The sequence below is a fragment of the Chitinophaga sp. YR627 genome (assembly GCF_900114995.1).
GTDB lineage: Bacteria > Bacteroidota > Bacteroidia > Chitinophagales > Chitinophagaceae > Chitinophaga.
Map to the genome: position 1 here is coordinate 1 of NZ_FOUX01000003.1, position 19,776 is coordinate 19,776.

Here is a 19,776-nt window from a genome sequence, read left to right on the forward strand (position 1 = left end):
CCAAATCAGGCACATGCAAAACAAGGAGAATTAGTGAGAAGATGGCGAAACACAAAGAAAAAGAGTCCTGAATCAGGATTAACAGTTGATACTGTAAACCAGATCCAGGACTAAAATCAGCAAAAAAAACTTTTCCAGGATTATATTTTAATATTGTAAAATTCAAACGGATTATCTCACCCAAACCGTAAACCTATATCAGGACAAGACATCTGAACAAGATCCGATCAACCAATATTTATCCTGGAAAAGACAGTACCGGAAGGAGAGTAGCTGATAAATAGGTAACCCGTCCAAAAACAAAAACCGTCTCGTGAGACGAGACGGCTTTATGTAATTACGGTAGAAAACTTACTGAACAAAAATGCACTTTTTCCAAAAGGTCAAAATTGGTGTTATGAGGTGCAAAAATCGATGGCTTTACTCTTTTTGCTCAGTAAGCTTTCTCCATGGTCAAATCTGATAAGGAAGCTTATAAGGAAGATCGGGATAGATATCTGCCGATCGTGATACAAAGAAACGCCAATATTCCGGGGAGTGTTTTTGTATTCGGGAAAAGTAATGATCAAATCGGGAAAAGAAACTGCACCCACTACTCTCCACTAGCTCAAAATCCTCACAATTAATTGAAGATCAGCCATATGAAATAAAAAAGCCCGACCGCATCCGATCAGGCTTCTAACTATTTTTGCGTATTTCTTTTATCTCAGCAGCAACTCACATGGTTTCAGTCCCGTGTGCTTCTTGAAAGCAGTAGAGAAGTGCGAAATACAGGAATACCCCATCAGGATCGCAACCTCAGAAACAGACATGCCTCTTTCGTACAGCAGGCTTTTTGCCTTTTCCATTCTCTCTTTCTGGAAATAATCATAGATCGTCGTACCGTACATCGCTTTGAAACCTTTTTTCAGGTAACATTCATTCATCGCAACACGACGAGCCAGATCACGGATGGTGATCGGTGCATCCAGCTGTTCGAGTAAGATATCTCTTGCTTTTTCGATCTTTTCACGGTCTTCCAGCTGTGTCAGGAAACGACAGCCATAACGGTCATCCGTATCATTCTGTACAAACTGGTCAGAACTGAACAGTAACAGTTCCAGCGCTTTACTCTGCAGGAAGATATTCTTCAGGGCACCATCATAATTATGATGTACCATCTGCTCCAGCACCTCTTTGGATTTAGTGCTTGGCTGAATTGTCTTCACAAAAGGCTTGCGGGACTGCATATCAAAAAGGGTGGAGTTGGTAGACCCTTTTTGCAGCGATTGTATGAAAGAAGGCTGGAACCTTACAGTGATCATATCAATGGATGGAGACTTCTGTACACAGTTATCTTTATGTCCACCAGCACATACCTGATCAGTACAACCCGGATTCTGACAATATTTATTGCCAGCCACACAATAGCGTAACTCGATGGCAGCAGTCTGACCACGCTTGGCAGGTTGATATACCACCATGGCAACATCTTCTACCGGCAACGGACGATCATACGTAAACCGCTGCAATGTAAAGTCAAGGCAGTCCGGCACCGCTACAGCGTCGTTTTCTGCCAGTTGCAGCTGATCGCTCATCGCGGGCTGCCTGATAGCCAATGCTAATATATCCTGTACCTCTTTCACGCCTTGCATTTTGTTAAAACCGTCACAAAAATAGGCATTCAAAATTTATTCAAAAACGTTTTGACATTCAGGTTACAATAGCAATCCCGTCAAAACGATGTTCAGGTCAACATAAATGAATATAACACAAATACTTATGATTCATTGATGAACTTCAATATTTTTTATTTGCAGTAGAAAAAAAACACCCGCTTTCTATTTTCTACTACCTGGCTATAGGGACAATGGTACGAATTTCGTCTATATTGTATATGATGCAGAAAAAATCCTTTTTCAAAAAAATCTGGGTGAAAATCCTCCTGAGCTTCGTGCTGCTGATGGCACTCATACTGGGAGCCGCATGGTACATCGGACACCGCTGGAACAGACAGATCCAGTGGCAGCTCCGGTCATATATAATGGATATGTCAGACAGCCTGTATACACTGCGTTATGCCGACATGGCCTTAAACCCAATCACTGGTAGTCTTACCCTTGAAAAGGTCAGCCTGATCAGGGATCCGGACGTATATAAACGTCTACAGCAGGAGATGAAAGCGCCGAAGCTCATCTACAGTTTTACCGCCGACAGGATCTCGCTTAGCTATTTCCGGGTATGGCGCTATTTCATGAAAAAAGAACTAAGCGCGGGTTCATTGGTTTTTGAGAACCCAATTGTTCTCATGGAGTACAATACCACAAATAAGGATACTTCTGCACCCAAAAACGCCTATCAGAATATTTCGGCTAAAATAAAGTCGCTTTACCTGGGCAACCTCCGTTTTGATCATACCAACCTGAAATACACGGTCATAAAGCCTGATAGCGGACTGGTCATGACGCACCTGGAAGACCTGCGTATCCAGGTAAAGGACTTCCTGATCGACTCCATGGCACTGGAAGACCCGACCCGCTTTCTGTATGCGCGTAACTATGAATTCGGCCTGAAGGAATACCGTTACCGTACACCGGACAGCCTCTACTGGATGCACGTCAAAGACGTTGTGTATAGTGCTGAAGAACAAACATTGCGGATTGGTCAGTTTGCCGTAGAACCCCGTTATGGAAGAGCAGAATTTGATATCAAAGCGAAAACACAACGTGACCGCTTTGACGTCAGGCTCAATAACATCGAACTGGCGCAGTTACAACCGCGGATGCTGCTGGAGAATCAGGTCATATGGGCCAATAAACTCACAATCGGCAGCGGCGACCTGGATATCTACCATAACAGGAAATTACCGGATGGTCCGGGTAACAAACTGGGCGGGTACCCCAACCAGCTGTTCAAAAGACTGGCAGTACCTATATATATAGATACAATGATCGGGAAGAAGACCGAACTGACCTACACGGAGATCAGTCCGAAATCAGAAGAAGCCGGCAGACTCAGTTTCAAACATGTACACGGCACCTTCCGGAATATCACCAATATAGATAGTATGATAGCTAAAAATGCGCATATCAGTGCGGATATCAATGCCATTCTGATGAATAGTGGCAAACTGAGGGCGCATTTTGACTTTTCGATGAAAGATAGCAGTGGTTCATTTGGCGTATCCGGACAACTGAAGGATATGGATGGCCGTGAACTGAACCCGGTACTGAAGCCTTTAGGGATGGTGGAGATCAAGTCCTGCCAGATCCAGGACCTGACTTTCAATATGTCAGGCAACGAAAGAAGGGCGTCCGGGCAAGTAAAATTCCTGTATAGCAACCTGAAAGTGAATATTTTAAAGAAAAAAGACGGCTCACACGAATTTAAAAAGAAAGGGCTGCTCAGCTTTCTGGCCAATGCGCTGGTCATCAAAGACGCCAACCCGGACGGCGGAGAAACCCGTCTGGCGCACCCCAAATATGAAAGAGACATCACCAAGTCCTTTTTTAACCTGGTCTGGAAGACCCTGTTTACAGGGATCAAAGAGACGGCGCTGGGAGAAAATTCCCCTATCTGATTTCTTAAGCGAAAATGTGGATATCAACGATTCAAAAACCATGTGTTAAATATGGAAATAAGCCTCATTTTTCGTATTTTTGCACAATTCACGAGGATTCAAATCTAAACACATTTTACACCCAAATATGAGCGAAGAATTAGTGCAAGCACCTACCCCTGCCAGCAGTGGCTATGATGCGGGTAGTATACAGGTATTGGAAGGCCTGGAAGCGGTGCGCAAGCGCCCGGCCATGTATATCGGCGACATTGGTGTCAAAGGGTTGCACCACCTTGTATATGAGGTAGTGGACAACTCCATCGATGAAGCCCTTGCCGGTTACTGTAAAAATATCAGTGTAACTATCTGTGAAGATAACTCCATCCTGGTAACGGATGACGGTCGTGGTATCCCAACCGGCATGCACCCTAAAGAAGGACGTTCCGCACTGGAAGTTGTAATGACAGTGTTACACGCTGGTGGTAAATTCGATAAAAATACATATAAAGTATCCGGTGGTCTGCACGGGGTGGGTGTGAGTTGCGTAAACGCACTCAGTGACAAACTCCATGTAACCGTACGCCGTGAAGGCAAATTATTCGAGCAGGAATACCAGCGTGGCGTACCGCAATACGCGGTTCGCGAGATCGGTATCTCCGATGCAACCGGTACAACCGTTCATTTCAAACCGGATAATGAGATCTTCAAAGAGACCATTTACAACCGTGAGATCCTGGCTGGCCGTCTGCGTGAACTGGCTTACCTGAACCGTAAGATCAAAATCACCCTGACTGACGACCGTGAAAAGGACGAAGCAGGTAACTCTATCACTGAAACTTTCTACAGCGAAGGCGGTATCATCGAATTCGTACAGATGCTGGACCGTAACGGCCGTCGTAATGGTCTGTTACCTGATCCGATCTTCATCGAAGCACATGATGCAAGCAGCAACGTGGCAGTTGAAGTAGCCGTGATCTATAACGACTCCTTCAGTGAGAACATCTTCTCCTACGTTAATAACATCAATACGATCGAAGGTGGTACACACGTAGCAGGCTTCCGCCGTGCTATTACCCGTATCTTCAAGAGCTATGGTGATAAGAACAAAATGTTCGAAAAAACCAAGATCGAAGTAACAGGTGATGACTTCCGTGAAGGTCTGAGCGCTATCATCAGCGTAAAAGTACCAGAACCACAGTTCGAAGGCCAGACCAAAACCAAACTCGGTAACTCCGATGTAATGGGGGTTGTGGACAGTTCTGTAGCAGCCGTACTGGATGCTTATCTGGAAGAACATCCACGCGAAGCCAAGATCATTATCAATAAAGTAGTACTGGCAGCACAGGCACGTGAAGCAGCCCGTAAAGCGCGCCAGATGGTACAGCGTAAAAGCGTACTGAGTGGAAGCGGCTTACCTGGTAAACTGGCTGACTGCTCCGAAAATGATCCTGAAAAATGTGAACTGTACCTGGTGGAGGGTGACTCCGCAGGTGGTACGGCTAAACAGGGACGTAACCGTAGCTTCCAGGCGATCCTGCCACTCAGGGGTAAGATCCTGAACGTGGAGAAAGCCATGGAGCATAAGATATATGAGAATGAGGAGATTAAAAACATCTTTACTGCACTGGGTGTAACCATCGGTACAGAAGAAGATGATAAAGCCCTCAACCTCTCCAAACTGCGCTATCACAAGCTGATCATCATGACGGATGCTGACGTGGATGGTAGTCACATCGCTACACTGATCCTGACTTTTATCTTCCGTTATATGAAGGCAATGGTTGAACAGGGTTATGTGTACATCGCACAACCACCACTTTACCTGGTGAAAAAGAGCAAGGAACAGATCTACGCATGGACAGAAGAAGACCGTAAAGCAGCGATCGCGAAGATCGCAGGCGGTAAAGAAGACAGCGTAACGATCCAGCGTTATAAAGGTCTTGGTGAGATGAACGCAGAACAACTGTGGGAAACTACCATGAACCCGGATAACCGTACCCTGAAACAGGTAACCATTGAAAGCGCTGCGGAAGCAGACCGCGTATTCAGTATGCTGATGGGTGATGAAGTTCCACCAAGAAGGGAATTCATCGAGTCACATGCGAAATATGCAAAGATCGATGCATAAAATCTGAAGTGTTTACGCACAATATAAAAGCCCTGGTCTGATCAGACCAGGGCTTTTGCTTTTTATACACGTTTCTACCCCCTTTTGTTTCTTCCTCATTCCCAGTCAGTTCTCATTTTATTGCATCATACCTGTTAAAAAACTTATAAATAATTTATTTAATTTATTAGAAAGTAGCTAATTTGCACTCCTATTTATCACTATACCTGAAGAAACTACCTATCCTATGAAACTCTATTCCCTGCTGGGATTCCTGTGCCTCTGCCTCATTACTTTCGCATCCTGCCAGAAAGATAAGGCTGTACTGGCGTCTGGTTCCTGTGAATTCAAATTTGATGGTGCTTCCTATTCAGCTAATACCGCATACGGAGAAGTGTTTGACACGACCGTAGTAGGTAAAAAGGTGTTAATGATACAGGGGCTGACCAGTAACCTGAACAGTGCCATCATGATGACCGTGATCTTCCCTGATTCACTGAAGACAGGTACCTACACCAATACAGAAAATGCAAGTATGATATTCACTGCTTCATTATCTGGTTCTGATACTTACGAAAGCAAAACAGCGACAATAAAAATTACAAGCATAAATAGTAAATATGCCGAAGGCACATTCGACGGCATTTTAAACAATGGTGAATCAGAAAAGCCATTAACGGACGGAAAGTTTAAAATAAATATTAATTGATCATCGTTTTTTTGAAATCTTTTTCCATCGTGTCCCGCCTTTCAAGGCGGGACTTTTTTTTGGTTAATATCCGTCTATAGATAGTCAAGAATCATAAAAAGGTTAGCCCCCTTCCAATATTACATTTGAGTACATGTCATTTTAAGTCATTTGCGCAGATGACGGGATCAGTTATTTAGAGGGGAAATCACAAAAACCAATATCTAATCTCGTTGTATGAAAAGAAACGTATTTCACCTGCTGGCGTTGCTTGCGGGACTGCTGATCTATTCCTCAGCAATAGCACAAACAAGGGGAATAGAAGGAACAGTGACCGATGAAAAAAAGCAGCCGATCAGCTTCGCCTCCGTCATCATTAAAGGCACTTCAAAAGGGACAACTACCGCGCAGGACGGCTCATTTAAACTGGAAGTATCCCCCAATGCCATACTCATTATACGCGCTGTCGGATATAACCTGCAGGAGATTCCTGTTGGTGGTGAACAACACTTTAATATCACGCTGACAGAAAACGCCAGCGACCTGAATGAAGTAGTCGTAACCGCATTGGGCGTAAAGAAAGAGAAAAGGAACCTCACATTCAGTGCACAGGAAGTAAAAAGCGATGAGATATTACGCGCAAAGGAGCCCAATGTACTAAACTCGCTGACCGGAAAGGTAGCAGGTGTACAGATCACCAGTTCCTCCGGTATGCCAGGTAGTTCTGCACGCATAGTCATTCGCGGTATTACCTCTATATCCGGTGAAAACCAGGCACTGTTTGTTATGGACGGCGTACCTATCAACAATGACGAAAGCGGCGGCACCTATAATGGCGGCTCCGGTACTAACAGACTGGCTGATATAGATCCCGCTACCATTGAAAGCATTAACGTATTAAAAGGCGCTGCAGCGACTGCTTTATACGGTTCTGCGGGGGCAAGAGGCGTCGTATTAGTCACTACAAAAAAGGGAGCTGCCGGCCGCAAACCAGTAGTAACATTATCATCCGGTTTGTCTTTCGAAAGAACCATTTTTCCTGATAGACAATACCTGTATGCACAGGGAGACAAAGGCGTATTCTTTGATGGAGACACCAGAAAAAGCAGTACCTCATGGGGGCCTCTTATGGATACGTTAACAGTGAACGGACAAAAAATAAAAGCACACAATCCGCTGGAAGAATTCTTCCGGACAGGTGTGACTTCCAATAGTACTGTCAACGTATCAGGAGGCGGATCAACATCGAATTATTTCATGTCTTATTCCTACTTCGATCAGAAGGGAACAATACCTGTCACTTCGTATAAACGTCACAGTGTATTCACTAAATACAACACACAGATCATAGACAAACTAAATGCTACTTTTCAGTTGACATACAGCACTGCCAACAACAAAAAAGTACCGGAAGGTTATGGACTTGAATCTCCGCTGTGGACCATCTTTACCGCACCGGTATCTTATGATCTGAAACCAGCGCTGAATCCTGACGGCTCACAACGCCTGTATCGCTACAGCCGCAACAATCCTTACTGGGTACTGGACAATGTGTTGAATACAACTGTTGTAAACAGGTTCCTGCCGGTATTTACATTTGTATACACACCGTTTGAATGGTTGTCTGTTACCGAACGTGCAGGCGCTGATATCTACACTGATCAGCAGACCTATCACGTCAATACAAATGATATTACTTACGCAACAGGATTAACATACTACAACAATAAAAACTTCAGACAGTTTAACCACGATTTTATCGTTCAGGCAAGACAACAGTTTAACAACACGAATGTGAGTCTGCTGTTAGGTAACAACGTCTATTCAGAGCATGGTGACTTCATGACCGCATTAGGGCTGGGATTGGCCAAACCAGGCTATTATAATATGGCCAGCGCCTCTTCCATCACTTATACAGGCACAGAGTATCTGAGGCGAAAAACAGGCTTCTATGCGCAGGCAGAAGTGGATTACAATCGCATGTTAGTATTGTCGCTGACCGGAAGATATGATGGCAGCTCTGTATTATCCTCCGAAAACAGGTATTACCCATATGGGTCCGTAGCAGGTGGATTTATCTTTTCAGAATTATTCAAAGACAAACTGAAAGACGTCATCAATTTTGGTAAAGTAAGGGCATCGTTTGCCTCTGTTGGTAATGACAACGTAAAAACATATGCTACTACAACACCTTACTATCAGGCAGTGATCTATGGAGATGTCAGCAGTAATCTCACCTTTCCTTATAATGGCCAGAATGGTTTCCTGATCAGCTCCTCATTGGGTAATCCAAATCTGAAGAACGAATTGCAGAAAGAATATGAACTGGGACTGGAAATGAAAATGTTCAAAAACAGGGTCGGACTCGAAGCCTCTTATTTCAACAGACGTATGACACAGGGTATTGTTGAAAATATCTCTCTCGCAAATTCTACCGGTTATGCCAGCACTACTATCAACTCTGCAAAAATGTCGACCAAAGGGGTGGAAGTACTGTTAAATCTAACACCTGTCACTACCAAAGATTTCAGCTGGGATGTAACGATCAACTACACAAAACTCAATCAGAAAGTAGAAGAGATCAGTCCCGATCTGGATCAGACAAGCATCGGTAGTATTTATGCAAAAAAAGGAGAACCCTGGGGATTGATCTTTGGTACGAAATACGCGCGTACAGCAGATGGTCAGTTACGTATCAATGAAGCAGGATTACCTTACGCCTCCGGCGAATTTGACGTAGTCGGCAATATCACACCGAACTGGATAGGAGGCATCACGAATCAGTTCCGCTACAAACAATTCAATTTAAGCTTCTTTTTCGACACCAAACAGGGCGGTGATATACTGAACTCAGATGATGGATACGGGCTCTATTATGGCAGCTCAAAACAAACAGAAAAGCGGGAAGACAGGGTAGTAGCCGGCGTGAGTGATGCAACCAGTGCACCTAACAAACAGGTAGTAACGGGACAGGCTTATTTTCAGCAGATCAGCGGTATCACAGAAGCATTTATTCAGAATGCCTCCTATATCAAACTGCGTAACGTGAGTCTTTCCTATACTTTCAGAAAAGGTGCTACAGGACATACTCCATTCAAAGATGCATCTATCGTACTGACCGGCCGCAATCTCTGGATACACAAAGACAAAACATTTACCGGTGGCGATCCTGAAGTAAACTCATGGGGAGCCGGTAACGGTGGATTAGGTGTGTATACATTCTCTGCGCCGACAGCCCGTTCATTTGACTGCACATTAAAATTCACGTTCTAGTAAACTACGCAACATGAAAAGACCATTCATCGCAATAGCATTGCTGGCAGCTGTTACACTGTCCGCCTGCAGCAAATACCTTGACGTCAACCAGAATCCAAACGTGCCTTCTGACGTCTCTGAATCGCTTTTACTGGCGCCACTGGAAGCAGGGGTATCTCAATATATAGCAGCCGGGAATGCCGCCACACTGGTGAATCAGTGGATGCAGAACTGTGTACCTAATCAGCCGATGCCGAATACAGCTAATTATATGGTGACCAGTTCGAACTTTGATGACTTCTGGAATTCATTCTATGTTGTTGTACTCAACAACGCTACCATACTGGACAAACAGGCAACTGCCAACGGTAATCTTAAATATGCAGGGGTCGCGAAAGTATTGAAGGCATATACCCTGGGCACTGCTACGGATCTATGGGGTGATATTCCAAATGCAACTGCATTTTCCGGCACCGGAAATACTACACCTTCTTATGATAAACAGGAAGACGTCTACAAAAATATACAGTCATTGCTCGACGAGGCCATCACACAGTTACAGTCAGACGCAGGAAGTACGCCAGGCACAGATGATTATTACTATGCCGGAGATATGAACAAGTGGGCAAAGATGGCGTATACCTTAAAAGCAAGGTATTATATGCATCTGACAAAAGCACCGGGTTATGATGCAAAGACACAGGCAAATCTCGCACTGACAGCACTCAGCAACGGTATGAACAGTAATGATGATGACTGTTCGTTTACCTATAACGGATCATCTACCTCTTCCAATGCCTGGTATCTGCACTTCTATAATACTTCTACTTTGGTACTGTCATCTCATTATGTGGATTCACTCGCGAAGTATGCTGATCCCCGTTTGCCGTCTCTGGCCAGTAAGGCAGAGAACACCGGCAAATACAATGGTAATGTGATCGGTTCAGGCGCTGGTGCATTACAGGATTTTTCTGTTGCCGGTAGTTTCTATGGCGCGATCGGATCGAAGGTCTATATACTGAATGCGGCAGAAGCATTATTCCTGAAAGCAGAAGCCAACTACATCACATCCGGGTATAGTGCTGCGCAACCGGTATTCAGACAGGCAGTGGCCGGTAATATCCTTAAACTGGGTATTGATACAAACAGTGCAGCAGCACAGACCTTCTTATCTAAACGAGGTATACTGACTGCGAATAATGCCCTGCAACTGATCATCGAAGAAAAAGCGACCGCCAATTTCCTTTCTGTTGAAAACTATACAGACTGGAGACGTACCGGTTATCCGGCACTGAAAATGATCCCTAACAATACGGTAACAAGTCTGCCCCGCAGATTCCTCTATCCTTTAAATGAGATCAGCGCCAATCCACAGGATTTACAAAAAGCAAAACTCACTGATAAGATATGGTGGGATAGCTGATACAGATGGATCTATATAAAAAATAAAGGGAGCAGCGGTAAAGCATGCTCCCTTTTTCTATTTATGCGACAGTAATTATTTGATGAAGAACACCGCTCTTACTTCTGCACGTACTTTTATTTTCTTGAAAGCAGTAGGGTCTGCAACTGCATCAGCCGCCATTAAACGGGCATTAGAGAAAGCCACTGGCTGTACGTCTGCATAGTTATCAGTATTGATCTCCTGTACTTCCAGCACACCACCGATGTTGTCACCGATCGCTTCCAGCATATAAGTAGCTTTTGCTTTAGCAGCCTGTAAAGCTTTTGTTTTTACCTGTTTGCGGTAATCTTCCATTTTGCTGTGTGTATAGCTGCTGATGTTTACGCTTTCAATACCTTCGTCATCTACACCACTCAGGATGCTGTTCACTTTATCCAGGTTGCTCAGTTTAAGACGGTATTGTTTACGCGCCATGAAATCCGGATCTTTTTTCTTTTTAGTCCACCACTGGTCGTAGTTAGTACCAAATACATTTGCGATAGTCAGATCGCCGGAAGGGATACCAGCTTCTTTCACCGCTTTCTGTAACTGGAGTTCCAGTTTATTCATGTCTACTTTAGTTGTTTTATTTTTAAACTCGCGGAGGGAGATATCGAGATAGATCTCATCAGGAGTGATTTCGATCTCCGCGGAGCCTGTTACTTCGATTTTCTTAACAGGAGGCCTGTTGTCTGTCTGCTGTGCCTGACTGAAAGTTGCTACGAGTATTCCTGCCAGTAAAAACATTACCTTTTTCATACTGTTGTGATTTGATGTTAAAATGAATATTAGTTTCCGTTGTTTGCCTATATGATGCGATAAAATATCCCGATTCCATAAAGGGGTAAAAAAATATTTTCCCAGTATACCAGTGCTCAACACTTTATGATTAAAGATATATGGAGTATCTGCCTGTAACGTGCAAGTCGGGGATATGTTACACTGATTATTTTTTTTATTTTACTGACACAGTATTAGCCTATGACCAGAGCATTGTTGCTTTTAGCAGGATTGTGCTGGCTTCTTTTTTTATCCCATACACCGGTACATGCTCAACTACAGACCCCATATATATTGAATGGGGCTGCGACACAACGGACTTGTAATTGTTATGTGCTTACTGAAGATCAGGGTACTTCGAGCGGTACAGTATGGAATAAGAATAAGATCAGCCTGAATAATTCCTTTGATTATTATTTTGATGTAAACCTGGGTTGTAAAGATGAAAACGGTGCAGATGGCATCGGTTTTATTCTGCAAACGCAGGGTACAAACCTTGGGGCCACAGGTCAGGGCATTGGCTTTCAGAATATCAGGCCTTCTCTCGGCGTTATTATAGATACCTGGCAGAACATGGATGACGGCGACCCTTACTACGATCACGTATCCATCCAGATCAACGGAGACATATCACATAGCAGTCCTAACAACCTGGCAGGTCCTGTTACCGCGCTGGCAAACAACGATAACATCGAGGACTGTAACTGGCATATCTTCCATGTGAAATGGAATGCGGCCACCAAAGAACTGGAGGTAAGCATGGACGACTCCCTGCGCTTAAGCATACAGAAAGACCTGGTAGCAGAGGTATTTGGTGGCGATCCGATGGTATTCTGGGGTTTTGGTGCTGCAACAGGCGGTGCATCCAATAAACAACAGTTCTGTGCGGCATTACGTCCACAGCTGGAATTTAACAGCAATCAGCTCTTCTGTGATGGCTCCGCCATTGTCTTTGCAGATAACTCAAAATCATTTGGCAGTATCACACGCTGGCGCTGGGACTTTGGAGATGGAACAACCGCTTCTGTTCCTGATCCGCCACCACATCAATATGCCAGACCCGGCAAGTACCAGGTAAAACTCCTGATAGAAGATAACAGCGGCTGTGTATCAGATACCATGAAACAGGATATTACCATTGGTAGTTATCCAGTCCCTGATTTCTCCTATGACTCGATTTGTACAGGCCGTACGGTTAGCATTACAGACAAAACTACCCTGGACGTAGGCACATTACGCCAATGGGTATGGGATATGGGCAACGGTACGATTGAAACCACTCAAACACCTGTATTTAGTTACGATAACACAGGTACTTACACTGTAAAACTCCAGGTAACCAGTTCCCAGGGATGTGGAGCGGAGATCTCCAAACCTGTCAATGTCTATCCAACACCTGCGGTTGCAGCTGCGGGAGAGAGTGTATGTATTGGTGAACCTGTTGTGTTTACAGGCACTGATTTAACACCTGCTGTTCCGCTGTCGCAATGGTACTGGGATATGGGCAACGGACAACAACAAACAGTACAAAACATCGATTATATCTATCCGGAGGGTGGTGAATATGAGGCATCCCTACACACGCTCAGCACCAAAGGCTGCTTCTCAGATACCGCTTATATACCGATAACTATTTCCGATATCAAACTGGATCTGGGTCATGATACACTCATTGCCCGTGGTCAGCCATTACAGTTGCACGCCGCTACCAGTGGCAATAATCTTCAGTTCAGCTGGACACCTGACAATGGACTCACTGATCCTTATGCCCCCAATCCTACAGCGATACTGAATAATGATCAGACATACTACCTCACGGTAACCTCTCCACAGGGTTGTGTCGATATGGACACCATACATATTAAAGTATATGCCGGTCCGGATTTCTATGTACCGACTGCATTTTCGCCCAACCATGATGGTTTAAATGATATTTTCCGGGCTATTTCTCCGGGTGTTGCAACCCTGGATTTCTTCTGTGTATGGAACAGATGGGGACAGGAAGTATTCCGCACACAATCGCTGTCTACCGGATGGGATGGCAGCTATAAAGGACAGCAGATGCCTGCAGGAACTTATGTATGGATGATACAGGGAACAGATTACAGAGGAAAGGTATTTAACAGAAGAGGCACGGTGACGATTGTAAGATAATCTGCAAAATAATTAGTGTAAAAAAGGAAGGCGCTTCAGTATTGAAGCGCCTTCCTTTTTTACAGATGTATGCGTTATTACTTTTCGTTTCTTGCTTCTTCCATATTCTTCAGAAAATCATACAGATCACTCATCGTCGCGATCTTATCTGCCACCAGCATAAAGTTCTTTCCTACCTGTCTGAGTTTCGCATTGTTCACTCTCGTTTGCAGATAAGTGAGAATGTGATTGAAGGTAGGAGATTCGAAGTATGGAGAATCAGGATTGTTGATGAAATAGCAACGTAATTTTTCCTCTTTCAGCATCATTTTTTCGAAGCCTAATTTGATCGCCATCCAACGGCAACGGATCATACAGAACAGGTCTTTTACCGGCTCCGGAACAGGTCCGAAACGGTCCTGCATTTCTACTTCGAATGCCTGGAGTTTGCTTTCAAGCGTGATATTATCGAGCTCCTGGTAGAGGTTCAGACGTTCCTGTATACTTTCCACATAACTATCAGGGATCAGGATCTCCAGATCAGTATCAATGGTACAGTCACTAACGAAGTCTTTCTTCTCTTCCAGCTGATCTTTAAAGAGCTCACGGAACTCGTTCTGCTTCAATTCACGGATCGCTTCATCCAGGATCTTCTGATACATATCAAAGCCTATCTCTGCCATGAATCCGCTTTGTTCTCCACCTAAGAGGTTACCAGCACCGCGGATATCAAGGTCACGCATAGCGATCTGGAATCCACTACCCAGCTCACTATGCTGTTCCAGTGTCTGCAGACGTTTGCGGCTATCGCCGGGCAGTGTACTGATAGGAGGCGCCAGCAGATAACAGAATGCTTTTTTATTACTACGACCTACACGTCCACGCAACTGATGCAGATCACTCAATCCAAAGTGATGTGCATTGTTGATGATGATCGTATTGGCATTTGGAATGTCCACGCCGCTTTCCACGATATTGGTACATACCAGTACATCGTATTTACGATCGATAAAGTCGAGGATCACTTCTTCCAGCTGATGACCTTCCATCTGACCATGTGCAGTTGCAACAGACAGATCGGGACAAAGACCTTTGATCAGACTGCTCATTTCACCCAAACCTTTCACACGATTGTATACAAAGTATACCTGTCCGCCACGTTCTGTTTCGTAATAAATTGCATCACGTATCAGGTCATGATCAAAGACATGTACTTCTGTTTCTATCGGCTGTCTGTTAGGAGGAGGTGTATTGATCACAGACAGGTCTCTTGCACCCATTAATGAGAACTGCAATGTTCTCGGTATAGGTGTTGCCGTTAGTGTCAGCGTATCTACGTTTATTTTCAGCTGCTTCAGCTTTTCTTTTGCAGCTACACCAAATTTCTGTTCTTCATCGACCACCATTACGCCGAGGTCTTTGAACTTCACATCTTTACTCAGCAGTGCATGTGTACCGATGATAATATCGATCTTTCCTTCTGCCAGTCGTTGTAGTGTTTCCTTCTTTTCTTTCGCCGATTTAAAACGGTTCAGATAGTCTACTGTACAAGGGAAGTCTTTCAGACGTTCAGAGAAGGTCTTGTAGTGCTGGAATGCAAGAATGGTGGTAGGTACCAGTACGGCAGCCTGCTTACCATCAACAATAGATTTAAATGCAGCACGTACCGCAATCTCTGTCTTACCAAAACCAACATCACCACAAACAAGACGATCCATCGGAGCGGGCGACTGCATATCACGTTTTACGTCAGCAGTTGCTTTACTCTGATCAGGAGTATCTTCGTATAGGAAGGATGCTTCCAGCTCTGTCTGCAGATAGGTATCCGGCGAGTGAGGGAACCCGGTCTGGGCCTTACGCGCAGCATATAACTGGATCAGATCTTTCGCAATATCCTTAACCTGTGTTTTGGCTTTTTCTTTCAGCTTATCCCAGGCATCACTACCGAGTTTATTCACACGCGGTTCAACACCTTCCTTACCGGAATACTTGCTGATCTTATGCAGGGAGTTGATGTTTACATACAAGAGGTCATTGTTCTTGTAGATAATACGGATCGCCTCCTGCATTTTACCACCTACTTCGATCTTCTGCAAACCACTATACACACCTACACCATGATCGATATGCGTCACAAAATCACCTGCCTGTAATTCACGCAGGGTTTTCATGGTAATCGCCTTGTTCTTGTTGTAGGCCTGTTTAACCTTGTATTTATGATAACGCTGGAAGATCTGGTGGTCAGTATAACATACCAGTTTCAGCGAGTGATCAATAAAGCCGTGGCTGACAGGGGAGGGGATCGGGAAGAAGGTAAAATCAGCTTTCAGGTCTTCAAAAATGCTACGCAGCCTTTCCAGCTGACGGGCATTTTCTGCGAAGATGAAAAGGGTGTATTTATTCTTGTTGTGTGCGTCTAGGTCTTTGATCAGCATCTCAAACTGTCTGTTAAAGACAGGTTGTTCCTGTGTCTCAAAGTTCAGCGGTGTAAAAGAACGATTGGTGTCTTCCCACCACTGGCGATTGCCGAATATGATACAGTGTCTGCGTAGCAGGTACTGCATCATTGCATGTGCCTTGACAAAATCAGCTTCTGAAAGAGCAATGGTATCATCATCACCTACCTTCACCTGTTGTCCTGTTTGCAGAAAAGCATCCAGTTTTTCTTCCAGTTGCAGGATCACATCCTGTACATAACCAGGGTCCTTCATCCAGACGATGGTATTTTCAGGCAGGAAATCCAGCAGGGAGGCTTTCTCGTGTTTCAGCCCCTGTGTATCCATATTGGCGATCAGCGTTACCTGATTGAGCTTCCGTTCACTCAGCTGACTTTCCGGATCAAACAGACGGATAGAATCGATATCTTCTCCAAACAGTTCAATACGGTAAGGCTTTTCATTACCAAACGAGTAGATATCGAGGATACCACCACGCAGGGCATACTGTCCCGGTTCATACACAAAGTCAGTGAACTCAAAGCCCCAGCTTACGAGTTTGTTCAGCAGGTCATCCACTTTCAGTACGTCACCTACTTTTAGCTGCACCATGTTGCCGGTATAGGCAACAGAAGCAGCTACTTTTTCCCAGAGTGCTTCCGGGTAGGTAACTAATACTTTCTTGTGTACCGCATTACCGGAGAACTTCATCAGTGCCTCCGTGCGCAGCATACTATGACTACTGTTGATCTCGTTGAAGAAGCCGGCCTTTTTAAAGGAGTCCGGGAAGTAGAAGATGTCCAGCCCCTGGGTGATTGACTCCAGGTCATTATGGAAATAGGCCGCCTCTTCTCTGTCATTGAGAATGAAAAGATGGTTAACGGAATTGGCCAATTCCCAAGCTCCCGCAGCTACGAATGTGGTGGCACTTCCTGTTAATCCTGTTAATTGAAAATACTGTGGATCGGACAAATGTATCCCTTTCACCAGCTGTTGCAGGCGGGAATCTCGCTGGTACAGTTGTAAAACAGCCTGTATATTCATGAGGGTTGCAAAGATACGGAATTACTGTTATCAGTCCATAAATGGTATACCAGATCGGGGCGACCGCCTACGGACTAAATTCATTATATTTAGTATAAATAAATTCCACACAAATGGCGGACCAATGGCATAAGGGACTGGTGACCCGTATCGTACAGGAAACCCATAATACACGCAGATTCTGGATACAGATCCCCGAGCTGGAGCGCTTCAGCTTTAAAGCCGGGCAGTTTGTCACCCTCGATCTTCCCATACACGAACAAAAAAACAAACGCTGGCGCAGCTACTCCATTGCCTCCCCACCGGATGAGACCAATACCATCGAACTGGTGATCGTATTACTGGAAGGAGGAGCAGGGACTAACTATCTCTTCAACCACATCAAAGAGGGGAGTGAACTGATCCTGAAAGGGCCATTGGGGCATTTTGTACTGCCCGAACAACTGGACAAAGACCTGTTTTTCATCTGTACAGGCACCGGCATTGCTCCTTTCAGGGCTATGGCGCAGTATATAAAGGCACACGACCTGCCACATCCCCCTATTCATCTTATCTATGGGTGCCGGCAGCAATGCGACCTGCTGTATGCATCAGAGATGTGGGAGCTGGAGAAAGAATTAACAGATTTTCATTATACGCCTACACTGTCCAGGGATGACGACAAATGGACCGGCAGGAAAGGTTATGTGCATCTTATTTATGAGGAACTGGCCCAACATCAGCCGGCGCATTTCTTTCTGTGTGGCTGGAAAAACATGATCGATGAGGCCAAACACCGTATCCTGGCACTGGGTTATGACAAACATGACATTCACCAGGAGTTATATGGCTAAAAGATATACTACAATAAAAAAGGCCGCATCCCAGGATGCGGCCTTTCTATAATTTATACTTATTTTCTATTCGTTGATCTTATTCAGCACGAGTTCTTTCACCTTGTCCATTGGGATTCTTTCCTGCTCCATGCTATCGCGATGACGGATAGTAACAGTGCCATCCTCTTTGGTCTGGTGGTCGATCGTTATACAGAATGGCGTACCGATAGCATCCTGACGACGATAACGTCTACCGATAGCATCTTTCTCCTCATAGAAGCAATGGAAAGCTGATTTACACTTATCCATCAGTTCTTTGGCGATTTCCGGCAGACCGTCTTTCTTGGTCAGCGGGAAGATGGCCAGTTTTACAGGAGCCAGCTTCGCAGGCAGTTTCATTACAACACGGCTATCTTCTTTGCCATCTTTCGTAAGATCTTCCTCAACATAAGCATCACAGATCGTTAACAGGAACATACGATCCAGACCGATAGAGGTTTCTATCACGTATGGAATATAGTTCTGGTTAATTTCTGTATCGAAATACTGCATTTTCTTTCTGCTGAACTCCTGATGTCTGCTCAGATCATGGTCAGTACGGCTGTGAATACCTTCTACCTCTTTGAAACCGATAGGGAATTCATATTCGATATCTTCTGCTGCGTCAGCGTAGAAAGCCAGTTTATCATGTACATGGAATCTGTACTTATCCGGATCAATACCCAGGCTCTTATGCCATTTCAGACGCTCTTCCTTCCAGTAGGCGAACCATTCTTTCTGGGTGCCAGGGCGTACGAAGAACTGCATTTCCATCTGCTCAAATTCACGCATACGGAAGATGAACTGACGAGCTACGATCTCATTACGGAAAGCCTTACCCACCTGCGCGATACCAAAAGGTATCTTCATACGGCCGGTTTTCTGTACGTTCAGGAAGTTTACGAAAATACCCTGTGCGGTTTCCGGACGCAGGTAAATTTCGCTTGCTTCGTCGGTTACGCTACCCAACTGAGTGGAGAACATCAGGTTGAACTGACGAACATCTGTCCAGTTAGCAGTTTTGCTAACAGCACATTGGATATTATAAGTTTCAATGAGTGTTTTTAAACCAGCCAGATCATCTGCTGCCAGCAATTCGTTCATTTTGCTGATCAGCACTTCTCCGTTGCCTTCAGGCAGGGTTTCAGCATGCGCTTCTATCAGATGGTCTACGCGATAGCGCTTTTTGCTGTCTTTGTTATCGATCATCGGATCACTGAACCCATCTACGTGTCCGGAAGCTTTCCAGATAGTAGGGTGCATGAAAATAGCAGAGTCAATCCCCACGATATTCTCGTGCATCTGAGTCATACTTTTCCACCAGTAATCGCGGATATTCTTCTTCAACTGTGCTCCGTTCTGGCCATAGTCATAGACTGCACTTAAGCCGTCATATATTTCACTGGACTGGAATACGAAGCCGTATTCTTTACAATGCGAGATAATCGCCTGGAATTTGTTCTGATCTGTAGCCATAGTGGCGCAAATATAATAAGGG

At 44.7% G+C, this 19,776-nt stretch carries 11 protein-coding genes; 7 read left to right on the forward strand and 4 right to left on the reverse strand.

Annotated elements, in window-relative coordinates:
• Positions 1-701: 701 nt before the first annotated feature.
• Positions 702-1,625 (reverse strand): helix-turn-helix domain-containing protein, encoded by a 924-nt coding sequence (locus BMZ72_RS15445; RefSeq protein WP_177222803.1) that lies wholly within the window; start codon positions 1,623-1,625, stop codon positions 702-704.
• 287 nt (positions 1,626-1,912) lie between these two features.
• Here BMZ72_RS15445 and BMZ72_RS15450 point away from each other — a divergent pair, with 287 nt between their 5' ends.
• From BMZ72_RS15450 to BMZ72_RS15470, 5 genes are all read left to right on the forward strand, one after another.
• Complete coding sequence (locus BMZ72_RS15450) at positions 1,913-3,559, forward strand: hypothetical protein (protein ID WP_143087705.1); 1,647 nt, start codon at positions 1,913-1,915, stop codon at positions 3,557-3,559.
• Positions 3,560-3,686: 127 nt separating this feature from the next.
• Positions 3,687-5,666: a DNA topoisomerase (ATP-hydrolyzing) subunit B gene (gene gyrB / locus BMZ72_RS15455; protein WP_089809864.1), complete on the forward strand. Its 1,980-nt coding sequence runs from the start codon at positions 3,687-3,689 to the stop codon at positions 5,664-5,666.
• Positions 5,667-5,892: 226 nt separating this feature from the next.
• The gene (locus BMZ72_RS15460) at positions 5,893-6,354 is read left to right on the forward strand and encodes a hypothetical protein (RefSeq protein WP_089809866.1); all 462 of its coding nucleotides are present in this window, start codon (positions 5,893-5,895) and stop codon (positions 6,352-6,354) included.
• A 216-nt stretch (positions 6,355-6,570) separates the two neighbouring features.
• The gene (locus BMZ72_RS15465) at positions 6,571-9,606 is read left to right on the forward strand and encodes a SusC/RagA family TonB-linked outer membrane protein (protein WP_089809869.1); all 3,036 of its coding nucleotides are present in this window, start codon (positions 6,571-6,573) and stop codon (positions 9,604-9,606) included.
• 13 nt (positions 9,607-9,619) lie between these two features.
• On the forward strand, positions 9,620-11,011 hold the full coding sequence (locus tag BMZ72_RS15470; RefSeq protein WP_089809872.1) for a SusD/RagB family nutrient-binding outer membrane lipoprotein: 1,392 nt from the start codon (positions 9,620-9,622) through the stop codon (positions 11,009-11,011).
• 75 nt (positions 11,012-11,086) lie between these two features.
• Here BMZ72_RS15470 and BMZ72_RS15475 read toward each other — a convergent pair whose 3' ends face one another.
• On the reverse strand, positions 11,087-11,791 hold the full coding sequence (locus BMZ72_RS15475) for an SIMPL domain-containing protein (protein WP_089809874.1): 705 nt from the start codon (positions 11,789-11,791) through the stop codon (positions 11,087-11,089).
• Between the two features lie 222 nt (positions 11,792-12,013).
• Between BMZ72_RS15475 and BMZ72_RS15480 the strand changes: the two genes are divergently transcribed.
• Positions 12,014-13,966, forward strand: a complete 1,953-nt coding sequence (locus tag BMZ72_RS15480; protein ID WP_089809876.1) for a lectin-like domain-containing protein — start codon at positions 12,014-12,016, stop codon at positions 13,964-13,966.
• A 77-nt stretch (positions 13,967-14,043) separates the two neighbouring features.
• Here the strand turns inward: BMZ72_RS15480 and mfd are convergent, their stop codons facing one another.
• Positions 14,044-17,424, reverse strand: a complete 3,381-nt coding sequence (gene mfd, locus BMZ72_RS15485; RefSeq protein ID WP_089809878.1) for a transcription-repair coupling factor — start codon at positions 17,422-17,424, stop codon at positions 14,044-14,046.
• Positions 17,425-17,537: 113 nt separating this feature from the next.
• Here mfd and BMZ72_RS15490 point away from each other — a divergent pair, with 113 nt between their 5' ends.
• On the forward strand, positions 17,538-18,257 hold the full coding sequence (locus BMZ72_RS15490; RefSeq protein WP_089809880.1) for a ferredoxin--NADP reductase: 720 nt from the start codon (positions 17,538-17,540) through the stop codon (positions 18,255-18,257).
• 66 nt (positions 18,258-18,323) lie between these two features.
• Here the strand turns inward: BMZ72_RS15490 and BMZ72_RS15495 are convergent, their stop codons facing one another.
• A complete protein-coding gene (locus BMZ72_RS15495) occupies positions 18,324-19,754 on the reverse strand; it encodes a glycine--tRNA ligase (protein WP_089809882.1) in 1,431 nt (476 codons plus the stop codon).
• Positions 19,755-19,776: the final 22 nt, after the last annotated feature.